The following is a 22876-nucleotide window of genomic DNA, read 5'->3' on the forward strand; positions in this document are numbered from 1 at the left end:
ATACAAACCTAATTAGAGAAGTTGTTAGTATGGACAAGTTTATTAAATAGGGAGGTTTTCACGATTGAAAAGTTTAGTGATCCCATATATGTAACTAGGCCACTCTTACCCGCACTTCAAGATATGAATAATAAGCTTAGTGAGATATGGGATAGCAAGTGGTTAACAAACAATGGTATCCAGCATAAAAGGTTAGAGAATAAAATAAAGGAATACTTAAATACTGATAATCTATCTCTATTTAATAATGGAACACTTGCTTTATTATTAGGTATCAAATCTTTGGATCTAACAGGTGAAGTTATAACTACCCCTTTTACCTTTCCAGCAACGGTACAAGCACTTGATTGGAATGGACTGACTCCGATATTTTGTGATATTGAACCTGGCACCTTAACAATTGATGCAACTAAAATAGAGGCACTTATTTCGGAAAAGACAAGTGCCATTCTAGGCGTACATGTTTTTGGCAATCCATGTGAAGTGGACAAGATTCAGGCAATAGCGGATAAGCATAATTTGAAAGTAATTTATGATGGCGCTCATACGTTTGGAACTCTGCTAAATGGACGTCCAATCAGTAGTTATGGTGATATGACGATGTTTAGTTTTCATGCGACAAAGCTATTCAACACAGTGGAGGGCGGGGCGTTGGCCTTTAAAGATATCGCATTAAAGGACAAGTTAGATCAATTAAAAAACTTTGGTCTTGCAAGCCCAGAGGAAGTAGTTTTGTCGGGATTAAATGCAAAAATGAACGAAATACAGGCAGCTGTTGGATTAGAAGTTTTGGGATTGGTTAGTGAGGAAAGAAAGAAACGGCACCAGATTAAAAAAACATATGAGAAGTACTTGTCCAACATACCAGGTATCCGGTTGTTAACGAACCTTGAGTATGAAAAAAGTAGTTATCAGTATTTAGTCATTGAAATTGATAAAGATAAGTATGGTCACTCAAGGGATTGGATTTTCGAGAAATTGAAAAACTATAATGTTTTCACACGAAAATATTTTTATCCACTATGTAGTGATTTTCATTGGTATAAAAATTTAGATTCTGCCAATAAGTGCGAACTTCCACAAGCTCAAAAGGCTGTTAAAGAAGTATTAGCTATGCCTTTTTATGGGGAGCTTGAAATTGATGCGGTTATTAAGATTTGTAGAATACTTACTGAATCCCATGCGGACACGATTGCACTACCAAAACGTCAGATGATAGGGTGATTAAAACTATGAAGGGTATTATTTTAGCAGGAGGATCTGGAACACGTCTTTATCCTTTAACAAAATCCATGTCTAAGCAAATGTTACCCGTATACGATAAACCAATGATCTATTATCCGTTGTCTGTGCTGATGCTTGCAGGAATTCGAGAGATTTTAATTATTTCAACGCCAAGAGATGTTGAGAGTTTTAAAGAACTACTAGGCGACGGGAGTGGGCTAGGGATTAAGTTGAATTATGAAATCCAATTCCAACCAAGTGGTCTTGCGGAAGCATTTATTGTAGGGGAAGAGTTTATAGGTGATTCTTCAGTGGCATTGGTTCTTGGGGATAACATATTTTATGGATCAGATTTTGGAAATCGGGTACAACGGGCAGCGCAAATAACAACGGGAGCAATCATTTTTGGGTGCTATGTAAACGACCCAAAAGCGTATGGTGTTGTTGAAGTTGACGAGGATATGAATGCACTATCTATTGAAGAAAAACCAATCTATCCAAAATCCTCTTATGCGGTTCCAGGCTTATACTTTTTTGACAATCGTGTTATCGAATACGCAAAAAATGTTAAACCCTCTGCTCGTGGTGAAGTAGAAATTACTTGTGTGATTAATGAGTACTTATGGCGTGATGAATTGAAAGTAGAAATAATGGGCAGAGGATTAGCATGGTTAGATACCGGAACGCACGAATCACTATTAGAAGCCTCAAACTTTGTAGAGGCAATACAAAAGCGACAGGGTTTATATGTTTCTTGTATTGAAGAAATTGCGTATCGAAGAGATTACATCTCGAAAGAACAGTTGCTTTCTTTGGCACAGCCGTTAATGAAGACAGATTACGGTAAATATTTAATTGAAGTAGCAAAGTCTAAAGAGCCTTTTGGTTCTCTTATCTATAGTTAATAAGTTTAGGAAAATAAGGTGTAAAGGGTGATGTCTTTATGAACATATTAGTAACAGGCGGTGCGGGATTTATAGGAGCAAATTTCATAAAATATATGCTGTCAAAATATGACTATACAATTATCAATCTTGATTTAGTAACCTATGCAGGAAATTTAACAAATTTAGAAAGTATATCAGACAATCCTAATTATCACTTTATTAAAGGGGATATAGGCGATCAGGTCTTAGTGAGTAATCTATTTCGGGAATTTAACATTCAAGCAGTCATTAACTTTGCTGCGGAATCCCATGTAGATCGTAGCATTGATGATCCTACCATATTCTTGAAAACAAATATCCTAGGTACAAAAGTATTGCTGGAAACTGCTAAGGAAAACTGGAAGCTCAATCCAGATGATAAAAAATGTAAAAAATTTAAAGAAGATGTTAAGTATATTCAAATTTCTACAGATGAAGTTTATGGAACCCTAGGGACATATGGATATTTTACTGAAGAGAGTCAACTAGCTCCGAATAGTCCTTATTCGGCATCAAAAGCATCTGCTGATATGTTAGTAAGAGTCTATTATGAAACGTATGGGCTCCCAGTAATAACCACTAGATGTTCGAATAACTACGGTCCTTATCAGTATCTCGAAAAATTAATTCCACTAACAATTGAACATGTATTGGAGAATAAGGCGGTACCTTTATACGGAGATGGAAAGCAGGTTAGGGATTGGATCTATGTAGATGACCACTGTTCTGCAATCGATACAGTTTTTCATAAGGGAAAACTAGGTGAGGTTTATAATATTGGTGGAAATAATGAGAAAGAAAACATTGAAATTATTAAATTAGTTCTTAATGCCTTAGACAAGGGTGAAGATTTAATTGAGTATGTGGAAGATCGCCTGGGGCATGATAGAAGGTACGCAATCGATAATTCGAAGATAACAAATGAGCTTGGGTGGTCACCATCTTTTACGTTTGAAGAGGGACTTGATACTACTATTAAGTGGTATTTGTCCAATAGGAAGTGGATGAATTCGGCTATCTATGCAGATTTGATTATATAAAATGAATTAAAGGTTACTAGGAGGTAAAATGACAAACTTAAATGTTATAGATATAGTACAAGGACATTATGGGGAATCCTTTTATATTTTCAATATGGAAAAACTCAGAAAAAATTATACGGAAATGTTTAAAGCTTTTAGTAACCGGTATAGCAATATAATTATTGGCTACTCATACAAAACTAATTATCTTCCTTCATTAATTAAGGAAATGTCTGAACTAGGCGCCCATGCGGAGGTTGTCTCCAAAATGGAATATGAATTAGCTTTAAAAATAGGACATAAGTCAAATGAAATTATTTATAATGGTCCACTTAAAGCATACGAGGATATTTCAATAGCTCTAGAGGGCAATAGCATTATCAATCTGGATTCATTTTATGAGATTGAGATGGTGGAAAAGTATGTTGCTGAAAACTTTCATCGGCAGTATAAGGTAGGTCTTAGGGTCAACTTTGATATGTCTATTGATGAAGTCAGCCCGCTTCAAAGTGGGTATAAGCAGAGTAGATTCGGTTTTTGCGTTAGGAATGGTAACTTTGAAAAAGCTCTTGATAGATTAAGTCGATTCCCAAACTTGGCTGTTGTTGGATTACATGGTCACTTTTCTACAAGTACTAGAAGTCTATCTGTTTTTAAAAAGATCACTCAAAACTTATGCAATCTTGGAAAAAAGTATTTATCTAATACATTGGAATACATTGATGTAGGCGGCGGATTTTATGGCAATGTACCAGTTGAAATGAATTTACAGGATGTCCCATCATACGAGGATTATGCAGAAACGATATGTTCGATAGTAAATGATGAGAAACTTTATTTTAAAAATGCCCCGTTATTAATAATAGAGCCCGGTTTGTCACTAGTAGTAGATACATTTAAATTTTATAGTAAAGTAATCGATGTTAAACAAAATCTTGATGAATACTTTGTCTTAGTCAACGGGAGCGTTCATAATATCAAACCGAAATTACACAAAAAAAACATGCCAATGAAACTAGTAAAAGAAAAGAATGGTAACTACAAAAACGAAACGTTCAATGTAGTTGGTATAACATGCATGGAAAATGATTACCTAGCAATTGACTATATTGGAGAATTACCCAAACCGGGAGATTTCCTGAGTTTTAGTAATGTAGGTGCATATACAATTGTTCTAGATCCACCATTTATAAAAGAGAGACCACCAATCTATGCTTGGAACGGTGAGGATTATACGGTAGTGAGGAAAGTAGAGAAACTAGATGATTTTATAAATGAGAATTTATATGTCTTTTAGTACTAATTTTAAGGGCCTATTCCAATTTATGTATGCATTCATGCTAATTAATTGATTTGACTTCGTTAATTGTGCGCATGGAAATTTGATTTCGAAGTTTTATTGTATGGAAAGAATAAAATGAAAAGGTGGTTTTACAAGATGGAAAAGCCCAACAAAAATGGACAGAAGCTTGTAATTATTGGAGCTGGAGAGTTTGCAGAAATTGCATATGAATATTTCACTTACGATTCTCCGTATGAAATAGTCGCTTTTGCTGTGGAAGAGCAATATATAAAAGAGGATACACTGTACGATTTACCAGTGGTGCCCTTCGAAACTATAAATCAAACATATCCAGAGACAGATTATAAAGCATTTGTAGCAATTCCTTATACTAATTTTAATCGATTAAGAACGAGACTATTTCAAGAAACAAAAAATAAGGGCTATGAATTCGTATCCTATGTTAGCTCCAATGCTTTTGTTTGGAGAAATGTAACAATCGGAGAGAATTGCTTTATCTTTGAGAATAATGTTCTTCAGCATCATGTAAGTGTAGGGAATAACGTTATTTTATGGAGTGGAAACCATATAGGACACCGATCAGTTATTAAAGATAATTGTTTTATTTCTTCACATGCAATCATCGCGGGTGGTTGTGAAATCGGTGAGAATTGTTTTATAGGTGTTAATAGCACATTTAATGATGAGATTAAGGTTGGAAAAGATTGTTTTATCTCGTCTGGTGCATTAGTGATAAAAAATACAATAGCAGGGAAAATCTACAAAGGGAGTCCTGCAAAGCCATCAGCAATTGATGTATATAGCCACTTTAATCTCGAGAGCGAAAAAACTGAACAAGTAGTACATTGAGTAAAACAGGTACTATTCTAGACGGTAACTTAGGAGGGTAAGTAAATTGGGATTTGTGGTTATTGAATCACAAGCAGAGTGGAATGAAATAATAAAGAGTCTCGAATTCTCTGATGTTTATTATACGTATGAGTATTGTACAGCGTTTGCAACTCATGAAAAAGGACAAGCAAAATTAATTTATTATAAAAATGATTGTGGGATTGTCGTCTATCCGATTATTGTTAGAGAAATAGATTCGAACTATAAACAAGTGATATACGACATCATCACACCCTATGGATATGGGGGGCCATTACACATAGGCGATGTAGGAGTTATGAGATCATTTAGAGATGAATTTATCTCGTATTGTAAAAGTGAAACGATTATTTCGGAAGTCATTACTTTTCATCCATTATTCAAGAATGCTTCAAGTATGATTGGATACTGTACACTTAACTATAGGGGAGAAACAACGGCTGTAGATTTAACAAATGATTTAGAGGATATTCGGTCTCAGTATACTTCTATGAATAAAAGAAATATCCGAAAAGCATATAAAAAAGGTGTTACATGTCAGGAAGTGATAAAGAATAAAGAAAATATTGAAGTGTTTCTATCCTTATACAATGAAACGATGAATCGGAATCTAGCAAGTGAATTTTACTTTTTTACTTATGAGTTTATAGAAAAACAATTAGTAAATACTGAAATATCAAATTCACACTTACTCTTTGCATACCATGAAGAACAAGTAATTTCTGCAATCTTACTTTATACAACCGAAAAATTTGCGCATTACCATCTAGGAGCCTCTAGAACAGAGAGTTTACCACTAAGGCCAAATAATCTTCTTTTCGATTATATGATTGAGTTTTCAAAATCTAAAAATTGTACGCTTATTCATCTAGGCGGGGGATATGAAAAAAATGATAATCTTTTTAAATACAAAGTATCCTTTACAAATAATAACAATTATGAATACTACTTCGGGACAACTATTCTAGATTCAACAATATATAAATATCTAGTTCAAGAAAAACAAAATCTTGATTTGCAGAAGGATTATTTTCCTCTTTATAGAGCTCGGAATAAAGATGAAGAATATGTTGTGTAGAATGAAATAGAAAACGAAGGCACTCAGGAGTATTCACTGAGTACCTTCGTTTTTATCAATCGATTTCATCTAGTCACTCAAGAAATTCTGTCAACGAGCAGCATCAATTCCTCAACAATCCCAAAAATCGTTTCCTTTGCTTCCACCTCTGTTTCCTTCCTAACTCCAAAATAAAACTTACATTTTGGTTCTGTTCCAGACGGTCGTATGCAAACCCATGATTCATCTTCTAAAAAGAATTTTAAAACATCAGCTTGCGGAAGATCTAACTTTTCAATCGACCCGTCTGATTTATGGCATAAACCCGTTTGGTAATCTTCAATTGCGGCTACTGGAATTCCGCCAATAAAATGTGGTGGATTGTTTCGGAAACTCTCCATAATACGGACAATCTTACCTTGACCTTCTTTACCCTCCAAAGTAATCGATCGCAACTCTTCTAGGAAGTAGCCAAATTCATTAAATAAATCGATTAATGCATCGTATAATGATTTTCCGAAGGATTTATAATAAGCCGCCATTTCAGCTGTCATTAAAGCAGCTTGTACCGCGTCTTTGTCTCGCGAAAAACTGCCTATTAAGTAGCCATAACTTTCTTCGTAGCCGAATAAGAAAGTATATTCCTTGCTCATTTCAAACTCCTCAATTTTTTCAGAGATGAATTTGAAACCCGTTAAAGTGTCCAGTGTCGCTATACCGAATTTGGTAGCGACTGCTCGTCCGAGTTCTGAAGTGACGATGGTCTTCATTACGATACCGTTTAAAGGGAGCGTGTCATTTTGTTCTTTCTGATGAAGAATATAGTGGATAAGAAGTGCTCCTAGTTGGTTTCCGGTCAATAATTCATATTCACCATTACTTTTCTTCACAGCAACTCCAAGTCGATCTGCATCTGGGTCGGTTGCTAACAGTAATTCTGCATTCTTCGTTCGGGCTAGTTGAATAGCAAATTCAAATGCAGCCCGATCTTCTGGGTTTGGATACAGTACAGTAGGAAATTCAGGATCAGGATTCGCTTGTTCAGGAACAACTGTTACATTTGTAAATCCAAAACACTTGAGACCTTCAGTTACTGGAATTAAACCTGACCCATGAAGTGGAGTATAGACGATTGCAATATTGTCTCGGTATTCTTCAATTGTATTTGCATCATTCTTTAGAGTTAATAGACATTCTTGATAAGCAAAGTCCAATTCTTCTAGAACATATAAAAGCAATCCGCTTTTCAATAAGTATTCTTCAGTTTGAACGTTAACGGAGAAGATGTTTTGGATACTCTTCATATGCCGAACGACTTGATCTGCTGCAGTTGGCGGAAGTTGTCCACCATCTTCACCGTAGGCTTTAAATCCGTTGTATTGTGCAGGATTATGGCTTGCGGTAATAACAACTCCTGCAAAGGCATTTAAATGTCTAATTGCAAATGATAATTGGGGTGTTGGTCTACTTTCTTTAAATAAAAGAACACGGATATTGTATTTTCCAATTGTTTTAGCGGTTTCAAGTGCAAATGCTTTTGACAAGTGCCTTGTATCATAGGCGATGACAACGCCGCGTTGCATTGCTTGTTTTCCAGCCGATTGAATTAAAAGTGCAAGTCCTTCGGCAACAAGTCGTATTGTATAGATATTGATTCGATTTGTCCCAGCCCCAATTATGCCACGCATTCCACCCGTACCAAAAGAGAGTGGTTGAAAAAAACGGTTTTCTATTTGTACTTTATCGTCAGCTATTGTCGCTAACTCTTGCTGTAAATCGGGTGATAGAGAATGTTCGTTTGTCCACGCCTGATACAAGTCTGCAACAGTAATCAAGATAACACCCCTTTATAACGAATTAACTAGCTCTTGTAGTTTATTCGATATAAAGGGGTATTATCCTTGTTCATGAGTTAACGTTATAAACAAAGCGACTCCAAATGTATATGGAATCGCTTTGTTCGGCTGAAAAATTAATTTAAAAACAGGAAAACTGATCGATTTTGTTTAAATCTATTCCGGTGTAAACCCATCTCCTGGATCTACTACGCCATCTATATCCGGCTACAGATGTACGTCCGACAAAGACTGGGAAGAACCAAAAACCTTGTCTTCTTGATAACCAGACATATGTGTAGCGATATAGACATCCACGGATTGCACCAGGATCTACAGCGTATAATTGATTGCTTGGGTATGGTGGCGCGGCATTAGGTGGTGGTGCTGATGGTCCCTGTTGTCCATGCTGTCCGTGTTGCCCACCTGGATAGCCTTGTTCTGGTGGGAATCCTGGTGGTCCGAAATCTGGCATTCCAGGTCCCTGACCAAATCCAGGCGGTCCAAATCCAGGCATTCCGGGTCCCGGGCCAAATCCAGGCGGTCCAAAGCCCGGCATTCCAGGTCCCTGGCCAAATCCAGGCGGTCCAAAGCCCGGCATTCCAGGTCCCTGGCCAAATCCAGGCGGTCCAAAGCCCGGCATTCCAGGCCCTTGACCAAATCCAGGAGGTCCAAGTCCTGGCATTCCTTGACCAAATCCGGGTCCACCTCCATAACCTTGTGCCACTTGACCGTACATATCCTGAGCATGATAGCCTTCAGGTAATTGTGGATACCATTGCTCTTCTCCAAATCCTTCGGGTTGTATGTTTACCATTCGTTCACTCCTCTCATTAGTCCCTCTCTATCCTATGCAACACGAACGAAAAAGGAGTTTATTTTGAAGAGATTTTAGAATCCGATATCTTCAGTACAATCTAGTTTACTACCGATATATTAAAAGTAGTGCTTTAGCACGCTAAAACACTACCTTGTTAGCATGGAACATACTTTCCTATTATCTATTTTCTTATCTGATTATTCATGTAAGATTAAGATAATTAACCTTGAAAGGGTGTATTTCATGATTACATTAACGGGTTCAAAACTAACTTTAAGCCAAATGAAGGATATTTTATATAACGGGTCAAAGGTAGTTTTAGACAACGAGGCTTTAGAACGTGTGAATAAAAGTAGAGAAGCGGTTGAACGAATTGTTCGAGAGGATCGAACGGTTTACGGTATAAATACTGGATTTGGTAAATTTAGCGATGTGAAAATTGAAGAGGAAGATACAAAGGCCCTTCAACTCCATCTAATTCGTTCACACTCATGTGGAATTGGCGAACCGTTTTCAGAAATGGTTTCTCGTGCAATGGTAGTCTTAAGATTGAATGCATTATTAAAAGGATTTTCAGGAATCCGATCAGAAGTGTTGGAGCGCTTTGCATATATGGTTAACAATCATATTCATCCCGTTATTCCTCAGCAGGGATCACTAGGGGCATCAGGCGATTTAGCGCCACTATCCCATCTCGCGCTCGTACTAATTGGCGAAGGTTTTGTTTGGAAAGATGGACACTCAATTCCTGCGTCAGACGTTTGGAATGAACACAAGATGCAACCTGTCGTTTTGGAGGCGAAAGAGGGACTAGCTCTTATCAATGGAACACAGGCAATGACTGCACAAGGCGTCATCAATTATATTGAGGCGGAATCACTTGCCTATGACAGTGAAAGAATTGCAGCAATGACAATGGAGGCCCTCTTTGGAATTACAGATGCGTTCCACCCAGCGATTCATGAAGCTCGAGGGTATCCTGAACAAATTGATGTTGCCATTAGAATGTTAGATATATTAGAGGGGAGTCAACTTACAACTGTTCAAGGTGAAAAACGTGTACAAGATGCCTATTCAATTCGCTGTATTCCACAAGTTCACGGTGCAAGTTGGCAGGTTCTTGAATACGTGAAAGAAAAGTTGGAAATTGAAATGAACGCAGCGACGGATAATCCTTTAATTTTCGACGAAGGAGAGACAGTCTTCTCTGGCGGGAATTTTCATGGACAACCGATTGCATTTGCGATGGATTTCTTGAAAGTTGCAATGGCAGAACTAGCTAATATATCTGAACGACGAATTGAACGACTTGTAAATCCACAACTTAATGAAGGACTACCGCCATTCTTGAGTCCAGAACCTGGATTGCAGTCTGGAGCAATGATTTTACAATACGCTGCAGCAAGTCTTGTTTCTGAAAACAAAACACTTGCACACCCAGCTTCTGTAGATTCCATTCCGTCTTCAGGCAATCAAGAAGACCACGTATCGATGGGGACAATTGGTTCAAGACATGCCTATCAAATTATTTCAAATGCAAGACGAGTAGTAGCAATCGAAGCACTTTGCGCAATGACGGGGTGTCATATTCGAGGTAGCGAGCTAATGGCACCGAAAACTAAAGTGTTATTCGATGAACTTAATAAAGTCGTACAACCGATTGAAAAGGATCGCATATTCTCGCCGGACATCGAAGACATTGCGCAATTCTTAAAGAACCGTATCACTTATTAATCAAAAAGCCAAAACCTCCAAAGGTTTTGGCTTTTAATTTTTGAAACTAAATAATTTCTATAACGTAACAGATATAAAAGGAGTTGAGGATTTGTCAAAATGGACAATCTATCAATTGGTAACTGTTTTTGTGTTTAGTATGCTTGTCTTGTTGAAGAATATATACAGTGAAAGACTATCAATCGTTTTGATATTCGTAGATAGGTGGATTGAACCGAGTGTCCTCATACTATTTTTCACGGTGCTTTTAATTATTTGGGGAACTGCATTTATACTTCTAGTACAGGAAAGGAAAGAGAAGCCACTTTTTGTACATAAGGTTTGGAAAGTTATGCCTGCAATTATGGGCGCTGTTCTACTCATATCATTCTTTGTGGCAGTCCTTCTATTCATCACTATTTTATCTGACATTAACGAATCGTTATTTTGGATGTTAGATCTGAGCATCGTTTATTTTCTGGTCGTTTATTATTTTTTCATTTTGTCGATTATTATTCGGTACGGTAAAATTAAGACGAGCAGAGGAATAATACGAACTTCTGCAAATACATCCGTATTAATCTTAATTATTGGTATACTATTCATACCGATGATTCTTGTATAGAAAAGGGGTTAATTATTTATGAATGAAGAAAAAAAGCCACATCTATTACTAGTGGACGGTATGGCACTATTATTCCGTTCGTTTTTCGCAACATCAGCAATGGGTCACTACTTTCCAAATGACAAAGGAGTTCCAACGAATGCGGTACAAGGTTTTGCCCGCCATACTATGACCGCTACTTCTATCTTTAAACCGACTCATCTAGCAGTTTGTTGGGATATGGGTGCGCATACATTTCGCAATGATTTGTATGATGGATACAAGGCGAATCGTCCGGAACCAGCACCAGAACTCCTTCCTCAGTTTGATATGACACGTGAATTATCAGAGCAAATTGGTTGGAAAAACTATGGCATCGTCGGCATGGAAGCAGACGATTTAATCGGTTCGATGGTAACGGAGTGGGACGGAAAAGCTGAAATAACAATCGTCACAGGAGATAAGGATTTACTTCAATTGCTCAGGCCAGGCGTTCGAATTGCATTCATGAAAAAAGGATTTAGTGTTTATGATATTTATACATATGAGAGATTTATCGAAGAGTACGGAATTACACCGGCACAATTCGTGGATAAGAAAGCGTTCACTGGTGATTCAAGTGATGGGTATCCTGGGGTTAAAGGGATTGGACCGAAAACCGCATTGACTCTTATCAAAAAGTACGGGTCAGTTGAAGGGGTCATTGAATCACTTGATGAATTGACACCGTCTAGAAAGAAACGAATTGAAGAAGATATGGACATGCTTTTGCTATCAAAGAAGCTCGCACAAATCCATTGTGATATCGGAATGAATACGTTACTTAAAGATTTAGAAATTCCCGTTTACGATGAAACAATGAAGGAATTGATTGAAAGAGAAGGGTATACAATGGTTGTTAAACAAGCAGATTCCCTTTTTAACTCTTCATCTGTCTAGTAATTAAACGAAAGAATACTTAATTATGACTGGGAGGTAGGATGCAAATGCTAGGACGAATTCAACATCTAAGTCTAAAAATTGTAGAAAATGCTGAACGATTTGCTACATCCATTACTGAAATTCAAATTGAAAATTATCCAATTCAACGTGACATTGAGCGAGAGTTGTTTCAAGTGCGTAAAAATTGGATTGAATTGTTAGGGCGAACATTTGTAATGAGCGAGGATGAACGCCTTATAGCATTAAAGGAATGGGGCGAAGAGGTTGGCTCACAACTAGCAAAGCATGATATTATCACGTTGGATATGACTCTTCGGGAGGTCTCCTATTACAGAGAATATATTGGAGAATTAATTAAGAGTGATATGCTAGAACTAAATCTTAGTGGGGAAGAAATGTTTGATTTCGTTGGGATTCTCGACCGTTCACTTAATAATTTAATCTATTTTTTAAGCATCCCTGTTGTTCAGTACGAAAAAGAACGACTTCGTGTATCGCAATCCTTGGCAAGAGAGCTAGTTTTACCAATCGTCTTGATAACTGATCAAACGGCAATACTACCAATTGTCGGAACTATTGATTACGAGCGAGCGGGAATCTTGCAAGAACAGGTATTAAGAGGATGTTCAGAATTACAATTAGAAACACTAATTATTGACTTGTCAGGATTAAATACTACGGACACATATATCGTACAGCAGTTATACAATTTATTTGATACGCTCACTTTACTGGGAATTGAAGCAATTGTAAGTGGTATTTCACCGACAATCGCTCAGACACTTGTAAATTTAGGACTCACATTTGGAAGGGTAAAAAGCTTTGCAACACTCAAGCAAGCTCTTGCTTATAATAGATGAAAAAAACAGCACCTTTTAATTAATTAAAGGATACTGTTCGATTTGTCATTTTCTATTTTAATGAAGGATAGTATTGATTGATTTTGTTTGTAAGATACTTTGCGAATACTACTATTTCTATTTTTTGAACCATTATCGTGAACAACGAGTATTAAATCATCTTCAACTAGTTCATAGCCAATAACAGGAACCCAGTGGTAGTCAAAAGCAAAACTACCTCGCCATTGGAAACTAAACCATTTATCGAACTTTGCTGCTACCGGTCTACCTTCGTCAATTTGTCTTTTCATCTCTTGCCAATCGCATTCTGCAATCGTCCAATTTTGTGGTAGGAGCTTTCTTAGATTACGAATGAAACGCCATTTGAACAGGCCGACACGTGTGCTTTTAAGTTTGCGATACAATTCATTTACATCAAATGGAATGGCGTCTGGGAATAAATGATTCAATAAAACAAAAGCCGTAACAGGGCCACACGCGGATGATTGGAGTCGTTCGTCAATATCAGAATCGTATTGCGACTTTCCATGTACATTCGTTAGTATAGACATTCAAGAACCGACCTTTCAAAATGAATTCAGTGCAGATTTATTGGTCTTGCCAAAATAACGTTAAGTTGTATTGTTAGTTTACAATGAACTGACTAAGCAGGATAGAAAAATGTCTTGACTGAACGTGTGAATTATTATCTAATTGAAAGTGTTAACGTATAGAGATAGAGTTTATGAACTATTGGGGAGGCTTTTGCTGATATGATTGAGAAAACAATGCGTGATTTCTTTTTATTTCTATCGAAAAATAAATCAGCTACGAAAGCTGCTAAAAAATTTGGTCTTCAGTTTGGAGCCGGACGATTTGTAGCAGGTGAAAACATTGAAAATGCTGTAGATGCAATTAAGAAACTTAATAATGAAGGTCTTGTTGTGACCATCGATTTTCTAGGCGAATTTGTAGATAACGAAGAAGAGGCTAACTTTATGGCTGATAATTCGATAGAAGCGATCCGTACAATTGGTAGAGAAGGTTTAAACTCCCAGCTGTCTCTTAAAATGACCTCTATGGGACTGGATATTTCAGATGAAGTCGTCATGGCTAATATGCGAAGAATCCTTGATGCAGCTCGAGAAGAAGAAGTATTTGTTACAATCGATATGGAAGACTATGCTCGATGTGGAAAGACGATTGAAATATTCAAAACATTAAAAAAGGAATACGATAATGTTGGGACAGTTATACAGTCTTATCTATATCGGACGGAAAAAGATATAGCGGATCTTAATGCATATTCACCTAATTTGCGTCTTGTTAAAGGTGCTTATAAAGAATCTTCTGAGGTTGCTTACTTGAACAAGCAAGATGTTGATGAAAACCTGAAGAAGATTATTAAAATGCACTTGCTAAATGGGAACTATACAGCAGTTGCAACGCATGACGAAGCAATTATTAACTACACGAAAGAGCTTGTCAAAGAACATGGTATACGCAATACTCAATTTGAATTCCAGATGTTGTTTGGTATTCGTGAAGAATTACAACGTCAACTCGTTACTGAGGGATATAAAATGCGTGTCTATGTTCCTTATGGCAACGATTGGTATGGTTATTTTATGCGTCGTTTAGCAGAGCGTCCAGCAAACGTGGCATTTGTAGCTAAAGGAATTTTTAAGAAGTAACTGAAGGTGGTCTACACGTTGGACCACCTAAATTTGCGCATGGTTAGTGATGACTTTAAGGTGAAAGAAGTTTCTGATTTTTTTAATTAATAGATATATATATTGCGAAATAGGAGTCTATGATTTACACTGAAGATATATAGAAATTGTTTCTATTTTTTTTGCCCAAAAAGTGAATGACGGTTCATTCAAGAAAAAAGGGAGGCTTTACACGTGACTTATCAAATTAAAAAAGCAGCAGTGTTAGGTTCAGGAGTTATGGGTTCAGGAATCGCAGCACATCTTGCGAACATTGGAATTCCAGTTATTCTTATGGATATTGTACCGAGTAAGTTAACAGAAGCAGAAGAAGCTAAGGGGCTATCGCTTGAAGATTCACAAATAAGAAACAAATTTGCATCTGGAGCTTTACAAAAACTATTGAAGCAAAAACCTGCACCATTAACGTCAAAGAGTAATCTATCCCTCATTGAAGTAGGGAACCTTGATGATGATCTTGATAAATTAAGTGAAGTAGATTGGATTATTGAAGTGGTTGTAGAAAACCTCGAAGTTAAAAAAGGTTTATATGAGAAAATAGATGAGGTTCGAAAAGATGGTTCAATTATTAGTTCTAATACATCTGGAATTAGTATCGAAGCAATGGCAGAGGGACGTTCAGATGATTTTCAGAAACATTTCTTGGGCACACACTTTTTCAACCCACCACGTTATTTAAAGTTGCTTGAAATCATTCCCGCTAGTACGACAACTCCAGAAGTTATTGAGTTCATGACTCATTTTGGGGAAGATGTTTTAGGAAAAGGTGTGGTAATCGCAAAGGACACGCCGAACTTTATCGCGAATCGTATAGGTACGTATGGTCTTCTAGTTACGCTTCGTGAGATGGAGCAACGTGGTTATTCAATCGGAGAAGTAGATTCCGTAACAGGAACACTCATAGGGCGCCCAAAATCTGCAACATTCCGTACGCTTGATGTAGTTGGATTAGATACATTTATGCATGTATCGAAAAATGTTTATGACCAAACAGAAGGTGAAGAACAAAAAGTATTTGACCCGCCTGCTTTTTTGCATAAGATGCTTGAAAATGGATGGCTTGGTGCGAAATCGAAACAAGGCTTCTACTTAAAAGAAGGAAAAAATATTCTTGAACTAGATCCGGAGACATTCGAATACCGTGAAGCTGGAAAATTGAAAACGCCTTCAATTGAAATGGCCAAGCAACAAAAAGGTTTAGCAAATAAAGTGAAAACACTTGTTTATGCGAAGGACCGCACGGGTGAAATCTTGTGGAATGTATTAGCTCCGACGCTTTGCTACTCAGCAGAGTTACATGGTGAAATTGCAGACGATATTGTTGCAATTGACAATGGGATGAAATGGGGCTTCGGTTGGCAACAAGGTCCATTTGAAATATGGGATGCAATCGGCGTCGCTAAATCCTGTGAGAAGATGAAAGAAGACGGTTTGAAAATACCAGCATTTGCGGAAAAGTTGTTGGATAAAGGCTTTGAAACGTTTTATAAAGAAGAGAATGGTGATTTGTATTTCTTTGACGGAGACGATTACAAGCCCGTTCCTGTAAATGAAAAGGTTATTGATTTAAAACGACATAAAAAACAGAACGGCGTTATCAAAAAGAATACCGGCGCTAGCTTAATTGATCTTGGGGATGGAATTGCATTACTTGAGTTCCACTCACAATCCAATGCAATTGGACTCGACATTTTGCAAATGATTAACTTCGCTGTGGATGAAGTAGAGAAGAACTACAAAGGACTTGTCATTGGTAACCAGGGACGCAACTTCTGTGTTGGAGCAAATCTAGGTTTGATTCTAATGGAAGCACAAGATGACAATATTTTTGAACTGGACTTTGTCATCCGCACATTCCAAAATGCAATGATGAAAATTAAGTATTCGACAAAGCCAGTTGTTGCTGCACCATTTGCAATGACTCTCGGTGGTGGAGCAGAAGTCTGCTTACCAGCAGCACATATTCAAGCCTCAGCAGAAACCTATATGGGTCTTGTAGAAGCGGGTGTCGGTCTTATTCCTGGAGGAGGCGGAAACGTCAATCTGTATGCGAAGCATTTAAAAGGCTTGCCGAATAATGTTCATACAGATTATCAGTTCATCGCAAATAAAGTTTTTGAAACGATTGCAATGGCAAAGGTTTCTACTTCAGGGGAAGAAGCGCGAGAAAATAACTTCTTAAATTTCGCAGACGGTGTAAGTGTTAACGCGGACCACTTAATTTATGATGCGAAGCAGGCGGCACTTGGACTTTTTGAAAAAGGGTATCAAGCACCTAAACGTGAAAAAATCCCAGTAACAGGTGAATCTGGATACGCAACAATGTTATTGGGTGCTGAAGGAATGTTTTTATCAGGTTTCATCAGTGAACACGACTTAAAGATTGCGAAAAAACTTGCATTTGTTCTAGCGGGTGGAAAAGTACCTTACGGAACGTTTGTAGATGAACAATATATGTTAGATCTTGAACGCGAAGCTTTCCTTAGCTTAGTAGCTGAACCGAAATCACAACAACGTATGCAACATATGCTTATTAACGGAAAACCACTTCGTAACTAAATACAATATAAAGAAGTTTTATTGAGGAGGAAGACGAATGCGTGAAGCAGTAATCGTTGCCGGTGCTCGAACGCCGGTAGGCAGATCAGGTCGAGGATCACTTGTATCCGTTCGTCCCGATGACTTAGGGGCACTTGCAGTCAAGGAAACTTTGGCACGTGCAGGTTATGATGGGCCAATTGATGATTTAATAATGGGCTGTGCAATGCCTGAAGCTGAACAAGGTATGAACGTAGCACGAAATATAGGTGCACTTGCAGGACTTCCGGATACAACACCGGCAATTACAGTGAACCGTTTTTGTTCATCAGGACTTCAATCCATTGCCTATGCAGCGGAACGTATAATGCTTGGGCATTCCCAGGCGATTATAGCGGGCGGCGTCGAATCGATGAGTATGGTTCCAATGATGGGGAATACAATTCGCCCCAATGCACATTTGGCTGAAACAGCACCCCAATACTATATGGGAATGGGACATACGGCTGAGCAAGTTGCAATAAAGTACGGTGTGAGCCGTGAAGATCAGGATGCGTTTGCAGTCCGATCTCATGAAAGAGCTGCGGCAGCAATCGCGGCTGGTAAATTTGACGAAGAAATCGTACCCGTTGAAATTACGCAACGCTATGTGAATGATGAAGGTAAATATGCTGAAAAGAATTTTACATTTTCGATGGATGAAGGCGTTCGTCATGGCACAACGCAAGAAGTTCTTGCGAAATTACGTCCAGCATTTTCAGTGACAGGATCTGTTACCGCGGGCAATTCATCACAAACTTCAGATGGATCGGGAGCATTACTCGTAATGGACCGCGAAGTTGCAGAAGCACAAGGTTTAAAACCAATTGCTAAATTCCGTTCATTTGCTGTCGGCGGAGTGCCACCAGAAATAATGGGGATTGGACCAATTGTCGCTGTTCCAAAAGCACTTAAACTAGCAGGACTTTCTATCGAAGACATTGATCTTTGGGAGTTAAATGAAGCATTTGCATCCCAATCACTCCAAGTATCCCGTCATTTAGGTCTGGATATGGAAAAAGTAAACGTCAACGGCGGAGCAATTGCACTTGGCCATCCGCTTGGAGCAACAGGTTCTATCTTAACAATCCGCATGATGAATGAATTGAAACGTCAAGGCAAGCAGTTCGGCGTCGTAACAATGTGTATCGGCGGAGGAATGGGTGCGGCGGGCGTTTTTGAAATGCTCTAAAAAAACTATCAAAACGAAGAATTGAAGTAGAGAACATCATTAGGAGGAAAAATAATGACTGAAACAACACAGGAATTTATTAAAGGCGGCGCGTTCTTAATCGAAGATATTGAAGCTGACCGTATTTTTACACCAGAGGACTTTTCTGACGAGCAAAAAATGATTGCAAAAACTACTGAAGACTATGTTAAAAATGAAGTGACGCCACTTATTGAAAAGTTGGAGAATCACGAGTTTGAACATTCGGTAAAACTAATTAAATCTGCAGGTGATTTAGGTCTACTAGGAGCAGATGTACCTGAAGAATATGGTGGTCTTGGATTAGACAAAATATCTTCGGCACTTATTTCTGAGAAATTATCTGTAGCAGGCGGTTTCTCGATTACACATGGTGCACATGTAGGAATCGGTACATTACCAATTGTTCTTTTCGGTAATGAAGAACAGAAACAAAAGTACTTACCAAATTCAGTAACGGGTGACACAATCTCTGCTTATGCACTAACTGAACCAGGTTCAGGGTCGGATGCATTAGGCGCGAAAACATCGGCGAAACTAAATGCTGAAGGAACGCACTACGTATTAAACGGTGAAAAACAGTGGATCACAAACTCAGCATTTGCAGGAATATTCATTGTTTACGCAAAAATTGACGGCGATAAATTTACAGCGTTTATTGTAGAGAAAGACTTCCCAGGCGTTTCAGTAGGTGCTGAGGAGAAAAAGATGGGTATTAAATCATCTTCAACTCGTACGCTAATTCTTCAGGATGCACAAGTTCCTGTTGAAAACTTACTCGGTGAAATCGGCCGTGGACATATAATTGCATTTAATATACTAAACATCGGACGCTATAAGTTAGGTGTAGGCACTATGGGTGGAGCTAAACGTGCACTAGAGCTTGCAATTACGTATACAAATGAGCGTCACCAGTTTAAAAAATCAATTTCATCATTTAATTTGACGAAAGAAAAACTATCTACAATGGCATCAAAACTCTATGCTGCTGAAAGTTTGATTTATCGCACAGTTGGTTATTTTGAAGAACGAAATAGTGCGATGAGCGAAGAAGAGCAAAAGGACGGAAAAGCTGTAGCGGCTTCAATCGCGGAATATGCAATTGAATGTTCAATTAACAAAGTCGTTGGATCTGAAGTTCTTGATTATATCGCTGATGAAGCCGTTCAACTTCATGGTGGATACGGTTTCATGGCGGAATACGAAGTAGAAAGAATTTACCGAGATTCACGTATTAACCGTATTTTTGAAGGAACGAATGAAATCAACCGTTTACTCGTACCTGGAACATTCATGAGAAAAGCAATGAAGGGTGAATTACCACTTCTCCAAGAAGCTCAAAAACTTCAAGAAGAGCTACTTATGATGATGCCTGAAGAAATTAGTGATGATGCACTAGCACAGGAAAAAGTCCTTGTGAAAAATGCTAAGAAAATTGGTTTGTTAGTGGCGGGACTTGCAGCACAACGTTACGGAATGGCTTTGGAGGAAGAACAAGAAGTTCTATCAAATATTGCTGATATCGCAAACAATGTATTTGCAATGGAATCAGCGCTCCTTCGTGTTGAAAAAGCCATTGCACGCAGTGGAGAAGAAAAAGCTAAACAAATGATTCTTTATACTGAAATCTTCTGTCAAGAAGCATTTGAGGATATTGAAAAAGATGCAAAAGAAACACTTTTTGCAGCAACTGACGGAGACAATCAACGCATGATGATTTCTGCGTTACGTAAATTGACTCGTTCAACACCGTATAATATTATAGCTAAAAAACGCGAAGCTTCAGTTAAACTTATCGAAGCAGAAAAATACATCGTTTAAATAAGTGAGTAAGTTCACCTGGACATCTTTATGATGTTCAGGTGATTTTTGATATACTAAAGAAAATGGAGGTATGTGAAGATGAAAATTACATATTACGGGTACCCGAAATGCAGTACTTGTAAAAAAGCAGAAAAATGGTTGGAATTAAATGGTCATGAATTTGAAAATGTAAACATTGCTGAAAACCCACCATCTGAAGAAGTGTTGCGTGAAATGGTTGTAGCTTCTGGTTTAGAATTAAAGAAGTTTTTCAATGTCAGTGGTAAGCAGTACCGTGAGCTACAATTAAAAGATAAATTGCCTACAATGGCCGATGATGAAAAAATAAAATTGCTTGCATCAAATGGAATGCTCATTAAAAGACCCATCGTTTTTGGACAAGGAAAAGCAACTGTAGGTTTCAAAGAAGAAACGTTTGAAGAAGTGTGGAAAAACTGATCGCTCATCTTGTTTTTTACTACTATTTATGTCAAACTTATAAGGTATAAATATAAATGTTGGAGGTATTATTAAATGATCACACCAAAAGAATTTAAGTACTCCGAAGAACACGAATGGGTAAAGGATGAAGACGGTAAATACCGTATCGGAATTACGCATTTCGCACAATCTGAACTGGGGGATATTGTGTTTGTAGAGTTGCCAGAAGTTGGCGATGAAATTCAAGCAAACGAACCTTTTGGAAGTGTTGAATCTGTTAAAACAGTTTCGGAATTGTATGCTCCTATTAGTGGAAAAGTAGTTGAAGTGAATGAAGAGCTAGACGATAGCCCGGAGTTCGTTAATGAATCCCCATATGAGCAAGCATGGATGATCGTTGTTGAACCTTCAGACGCATCAGAGCTAGACAAACTTATGACTGCAGAAGCATATGATAAGTTAACAGCTGAGTGATATGTAGTAGAGCGCCGGTATCATGTACGGGGCTCTTTTTTATAAATTCGATTGCGCGGACATTCTGAGAGAATGAGCGGACATCTTTCCGGCTAGCCCGGACAATCGCCTGAAAAGAGCGTACATCCTAGGATTGCCCGTACATCTTTCCGGTTAGCCCGGACAATCGTCTGAAAAGAGCGTACATCCTACGATTGCCCGTACATTCCGCGAGATTGCGCGTACATCTTTCCGAATAGCGCGGACATTCGTCTGAAAAGAGCGTACATCCTAGGATTGCCCGTACATCCCGCGAGATTGCGCGGACATCTTCCCGGTTAGCGCGGACATTCGTCCGAAAAGCGCGTACATCCTACGATTGCCCTTACATTCCGCGAGATTGCGCGTACATTTTGCCGGTTAGCCCGGACAATCGCCTGAAAAGAGCGTACATCCTACGATTGCCCGTACATTCCGCGAGATTGCGCGGACATTTTCCCGGTTAGCCCGGACATTCATCCGAAAAGCCCGTACATCCTAGGATTGCCCGTACATCCCGCGAGATTGCGCGTACATCTTTCCGGTTAGCCCGGACATTCGTCCGAAAAGAGCGGACATCCTTCAACCGAAACCGTCATTCAACGGCGAAAGCCTATTCTTGTCCCGTTAGCGGTTATTCATTGATCGATTACATCAAGCTAGGGAGGAATCCTTGTGCAGGAAGAAAAGTTGTTAATCGTTGAAGGTTCTTCAGATAGAAAACGAATCCAGCGTATACTTGCAGAACCACTAAAAATCATTTGCACAAACGGTACAATCAGCTCATACGAACTTGAAGAGCTACTTGTACCTTATGATGGTTGGGAGATTTATGTATTTATGGACGCCGATGAATCTGGGGAGAAACTACGTGCTTTATTTAAAAGGGAGTATCCTTTAGCGGTTCATTTATATACAGAAAAAGTATTCAAAGAAGTTGAAACAACACCGTACAAAGTACTGACTGAAATTCTAAGTAAAGCAAAATTTAAGGTTCGTACAGATTTTTTAATGTAAGGATGGTTAAAATGGAGAAATGGTCAAGAGAACAGTGGGACGCGGCTAAGCAAGAGTCGGACTGTGTAGTCTATTATTTATATACTCCGATATGCGGTACGTGTGCTGTTGCCTCAAAAATGATGGAAGTCATCTCGGTCATGAAACCGAATATTCCAATGGGGAAAGCAGATTTAAATTACGTCCAAGATATAGCAGTTGACTATGAAATTGAAAGTGTTCCCTGTTTACTCATTTCAAGAAACGGAAAAATTTCAGATAAGATTTATGCGTTTAAATCCGTTCCAGTTTTACTAGAAAAAGTTAACTGACATAATTATCTGGTTATTCAGGCGTTGATAAAAGTAGAATGGGTAAAGTAAAGTCGGTACATTGAGTATCGACTTTTTGCATTCGTTAAATTCTCAATGAACCTTAGATAATTGAAAAATAGCTTACGACTCTAGTA

General features: G+C 38.2%; 21 protein-coding genes. 18 read left to right on the forward strand and 3 right to left on the reverse strand.

The features are described 5' to 3' along the window. Positions 1 to 21: 21 nt before the first annotated feature. The 6 genes from ACXYMX_RS08650 (at position 22) to ACXYMX_RS08675 (ending at position 6423) form a co-directional block, all read left to right on the forward strand. Positions 22 to 1224, forward strand: coding sequence for a DegT/DnrJ/EryC1/StrS family aminotransferase (locus tag ACXYMX_RS08650; protein WP_459043850.1), 1203 nt, complete (start codon positions 22 to 24; stop codon positions 1222 to 1224). Positions 1225 to 1232: 8 nt separating this feature from the next. Next, positions 1233 to 2129 carry a glucose-1-phosphate thymidylyltransferase RfbA gene (gene rfbA / locus ACXYMX_RS08655; protein ID WP_459043851.1) on the forward strand — a complete coding sequence of 299 codons (897 nt, stop codon included), beginning with the start codon at positions 1233 to 1235 and terminating at the stop codon, positions 2127 to 2129. 38 nt (positions 2130 to 2167) lie between these two features. Next, positions 2168 to 3190 carry a dTDP-glucose 4,6-dehydratase gene (rfbB, locus tag ACXYMX_RS08660; RefSeq protein WP_459043852.1) on the forward strand — a complete coding sequence of 341 codons (1023 nt, stop codon included), beginning with the start codon at positions 2168 to 2170 and terminating at the stop codon, positions 3188 to 3190. A gap of 28 nt (positions 3191 to 3218) precedes the next feature. Beyond that, a complete protein-coding gene (locus tag ACXYMX_RS08665; RefSeq protein WP_459043853.1) occupies positions 3219 to 4469 on the forward strand; it encodes a type III PLP-dependent enzyme domain-containing protein in 1251 nt (416 codons plus the stop codon). Positions 4470 to 4610: 141 nt separating this feature from the next. Beyond that, entirely contained in the window at positions 4611 to 5324 is a 714-nt protein-coding gene (locus tag ACXYMX_RS08670) for an acetyltransferase (protein ID WP_459043854.1), read from the forward strand. A 55-nt stretch (positions 5325 to 5379) separates the two neighbouring features. Beyond that, positions 5380 to 6423: a lipid II:glycine glycyltransferase FemX gene (locus ACXYMX_RS08675; RefSeq protein ID WP_459043887.1), complete on the forward strand. Its 1044-nt coding sequence runs from the start codon at positions 5380 to 5382 to the stop codon at positions 6421 to 6423. A 77-nt stretch (positions 6424 to 6500) separates the two neighbouring features. Here ACXYMX_RS08675 and ACXYMX_RS08680 read toward each other — a convergent pair whose 3' ends face one another. Both ACXYMX_RS08680 and ACXYMX_RS08685 read right to left on the reverse strand, forming a co-directional pair. Then, a complete protein-coding gene (locus ACXYMX_RS08680; protein WP_459043888.1) occupies positions 6501 to 8234 on the reverse strand; it encodes a phospho-sugar mutase in 1734 nt (577 codons plus the stop codon). A gap of 145 nt (positions 8235 to 8379) precedes the next feature. Further along, positions 8380 to 9054 (reverse strand): hypothetical protein, encoded by a 675-nt coding sequence (locus ACXYMX_RS08685; RefSeq protein WP_459043855.1) that lies wholly within the window; start codon positions 9052 to 9054, stop codon positions 8380 to 8382. Positions 9055 to 9300: 246 nt separating this feature from the next. On the opposite strand from ACXYMX_RS08685, the gene hutH reads away from it, so the two are divergent. The 4 genes from hutH to ACXYMX_RS08705 all read left to right on the forward strand — a co-directional run bounded on the left by hutH (position 9301) and on the right by ACXYMX_RS08705 (position 13176). Next, positions 9301 to 10791 (forward strand): histidine ammonia-lyase, encoded by a 1491-nt coding sequence (hutH, locus tag ACXYMX_RS08690; protein ID WP_459043856.1) that lies wholly within the window; start codon positions 9301 to 9303, stop codon positions 10789 to 10791. 91 nt (positions 10792 to 10882) lie between these two features. Continuing rightward, a complete protein-coding gene (locus ACXYMX_RS08695) occupies positions 10883 to 11395 on the forward strand; it encodes a hypothetical protein (RefSeq protein WP_459043857.1) in 513 nt (170 codons plus the stop codon). A gap of 18 nt (positions 11396 to 11413) precedes the next feature. Continuing rightward, positions 11414 to 12313: a 5'-3' exonuclease gene (locus ACXYMX_RS08700; protein WP_459043858.1), complete on the forward strand. Its 900-nt coding sequence runs from the start codon at positions 11414 to 11416 to the stop codon at positions 12311 to 12313. Between the two features lie 47 nt (positions 12314 to 12360). Then, positions 12361 to 13176 (forward strand): STAS domain-containing protein, encoded by an 816-nt coding sequence (locus tag ACXYMX_RS08705; protein ID WP_459043859.1) that lies wholly within the window; start codon positions 12361 to 12363, stop codon positions 13174 to 13176. 23 nt (positions 13177 to 13199) lie between these two features. Here the strand turns inward: ACXYMX_RS08705 and ACXYMX_RS08710 are convergent, their stop codons facing one another. Beyond that, positions 13200 to 13727 carry a C39 family peptidase gene (locus tag ACXYMX_RS08710; protein ID WP_459043860.1) on the reverse strand — a complete coding sequence of 176 codons (528 nt, stop codon included), beginning with the start codon at positions 13725 to 13727 and terminating at the stop codon, positions 13200 to 13202. A 204-nt stretch (positions 13728 to 13931) separates the two neighbouring features. On the opposite strand from ACXYMX_RS08710, the gene ACXYMX_RS08715 reads away from it, so the two are divergent. From ACXYMX_RS08715 to ACXYMX_RS08750, 8 genes are all read left to right on the forward strand, one after another. Beyond that, a complete protein-coding gene (locus ACXYMX_RS08715; protein WP_459043889.1) occupies positions 13932 to 14849 on the forward strand; it encodes a proline dehydrogenase family protein in 918 nt (305 codons plus the stop codon). A 213-nt stretch (positions 14850 to 15062) separates the two neighbouring features. Further along, the gene (locus ACXYMX_RS08720; RefSeq protein ID WP_459043861.1) at positions 15063 to 17447 is read left to right on the forward strand and encodes a 3-hydroxyacyl-CoA dehydrogenase/enoyl-CoA hydratase family protein; all 2385 of its coding nucleotides are present in this window, start codon (positions 15063 to 15065) and stop codon (positions 17445 to 17447) included. 37 nt (positions 17448 to 17484) lie between these two features. Continuing rightward, positions 17485 to 18657 (forward strand): acetyl-CoA C-acetyltransferase, encoded by a 1173-nt coding sequence (locus ACXYMX_RS08725; RefSeq protein WP_459043862.1) that lies wholly within the window; start codon positions 17485 to 17487, stop codon positions 18655 to 18657. Positions 18658 to 18711: 54 nt separating this feature from the next. After that, complete coding sequence (locus ACXYMX_RS08730; protein WP_459043863.1) at positions 18712 to 20496, forward strand: acyl-CoA dehydrogenase family protein; 1785 nt, start codon at positions 18712 to 18714, stop codon at positions 20494 to 20496. Between the two features lie 81 nt (positions 20497 to 20577). Continuing rightward, positions 20578 to 20937: an arsenate reductase family protein gene (locus tag ACXYMX_RS08735; RefSeq protein ID WP_459043864.1), complete on the forward strand. Its 360-nt coding sequence runs from the start codon at positions 20578 to 20580 to the stop codon at positions 20935 to 20937. Between the two features lie 75 nt (positions 20938 to 21012). Beyond that, entirely contained in the window at positions 21013 to 21393 is a 381-nt protein-coding gene (gcvH, locus tag ACXYMX_RS08740; protein ID WP_459043865.1) for a glycine cleavage system protein GcvH, read from the forward strand. A gap of 693 nt (positions 21394 to 22086) precedes the next feature. Then, on the forward strand, positions 22087 to 22428 hold the full coding sequence (locus tag ACXYMX_RS08745) for a toprim domain-containing protein (RefSeq protein ID WP_459043866.1): 342 nt from the start codon (positions 22087 to 22089) through the stop codon (positions 22426 to 22428). Between the two features lie 11 nt (positions 22429 to 22439). Continuing rightward, positions 22440 to 22739: a thioredoxin family protein gene (locus ACXYMX_RS08750; protein WP_459043867.1), complete on the forward strand. Its 300-nt coding sequence runs from the start codon at positions 22440 to 22442 to the stop codon at positions 22737 to 22739. The last annotated feature ends 137 nt before the right edge of the window (positions 22740 to 22876 follow it).

The organism is Sporosarcina sp. CAU 1771 (assembly GCF_054482775.1).

Bases quoted from the DNA above. Each gene is read 5' to 3' on its own strand.
- ACXYMX_RS08710 (WP_459043860.1), bottom strand. From the start codon at position 13,727: ATGTCTATACTAACGAATGTACATGGAAAGTCGCAATACGATTCTGAT.
- ACXYMX_RS08700 (WP_459043858.1), top strand. From the start codon at position 11,414: ATGAATGAAGAAAAAAAGCCACATCTATTACTAGTGGACGGTATGGCA.
- rfbA (WP_459043851.1), top strand. From the start codon at position 1,233: ATGAAGGGTATTATTTTAGCAGGAGGATCTGGAACACGTCTTTATCCT.
- ACXYMX_RS08685 (WP_459043855.1), bottom strand. From the start codon at position 9,054: ATGGTAAACATACAACCCGAAGGATTTGGAGAAGAGCAATGGTATCCA.
- ACXYMX_RS08665 (WP_459043853.1), top strand. From the start codon at position 3,219: ATGACAAACTTAAATGTTATAGATATAGTACAAGGACATTATGGGGAA.
- hutH (WP_459043856.1), top strand. From the start codon at position 9,301: ATGATTACATTAACGGGTTCAAAACTAACTTTAAGCCAAATGAAGGAT.
- ACXYMX_RS08670 (WP_459043854.1), top strand. From the start codon at position 4,611: ATGGAAAAGCCCAACAAAAATGGACAGAAGCTTGTAATTATTGGAGCT.
- ACXYMX_RS08705 (WP_459043859.1), top strand. From the start codon at position 12,361: ATGCTAGGACGAATTCAACATCTAAGTCTAAAAATTGTAGAAAATGCT.
- ACXYMX_RS08750 (WP_459043867.1), top strand. From the start codon at position 22,440: ATGGAGAAATGGTCAAGAGAACAGTGGGACGCGGCTAAGCAAGAGTCG.
- ACXYMX_RS08735 (WP_459043864.1), top strand. From the start codon at position 20,578: ATGAAAATTACATATTACGGGTACCCGAAATGCAGTACTTGTAAAAAA.
- ACXYMX_RS08730 (WP_459043863.1), top strand. From the start codon at position 18,712: ATGACTGAAACAACACAGGAATTTATTAAAGGCGGCGCGTTCTTAATC.
- rfbB (WP_459043852.1), top strand. From the start codon at position 2,168: ATGAACATATTAGTAACAGGCGGTGCGGGATTTATAGGAGCAAATTTC.
- ACXYMX_RS08725 (WP_459043862.1), top strand. From the start codon at position 17,485: ATGCGTGAAGCAGTAATCGTTGCCGGTGCTCGAACGCCGGTAGGCAGA.
- gcvH (WP_459043865.1), top strand. From the start codon at position 21,013: ATGATCACACCAAAAGAATTTAAGTACTCCGAAGAACACGAATGGGTA.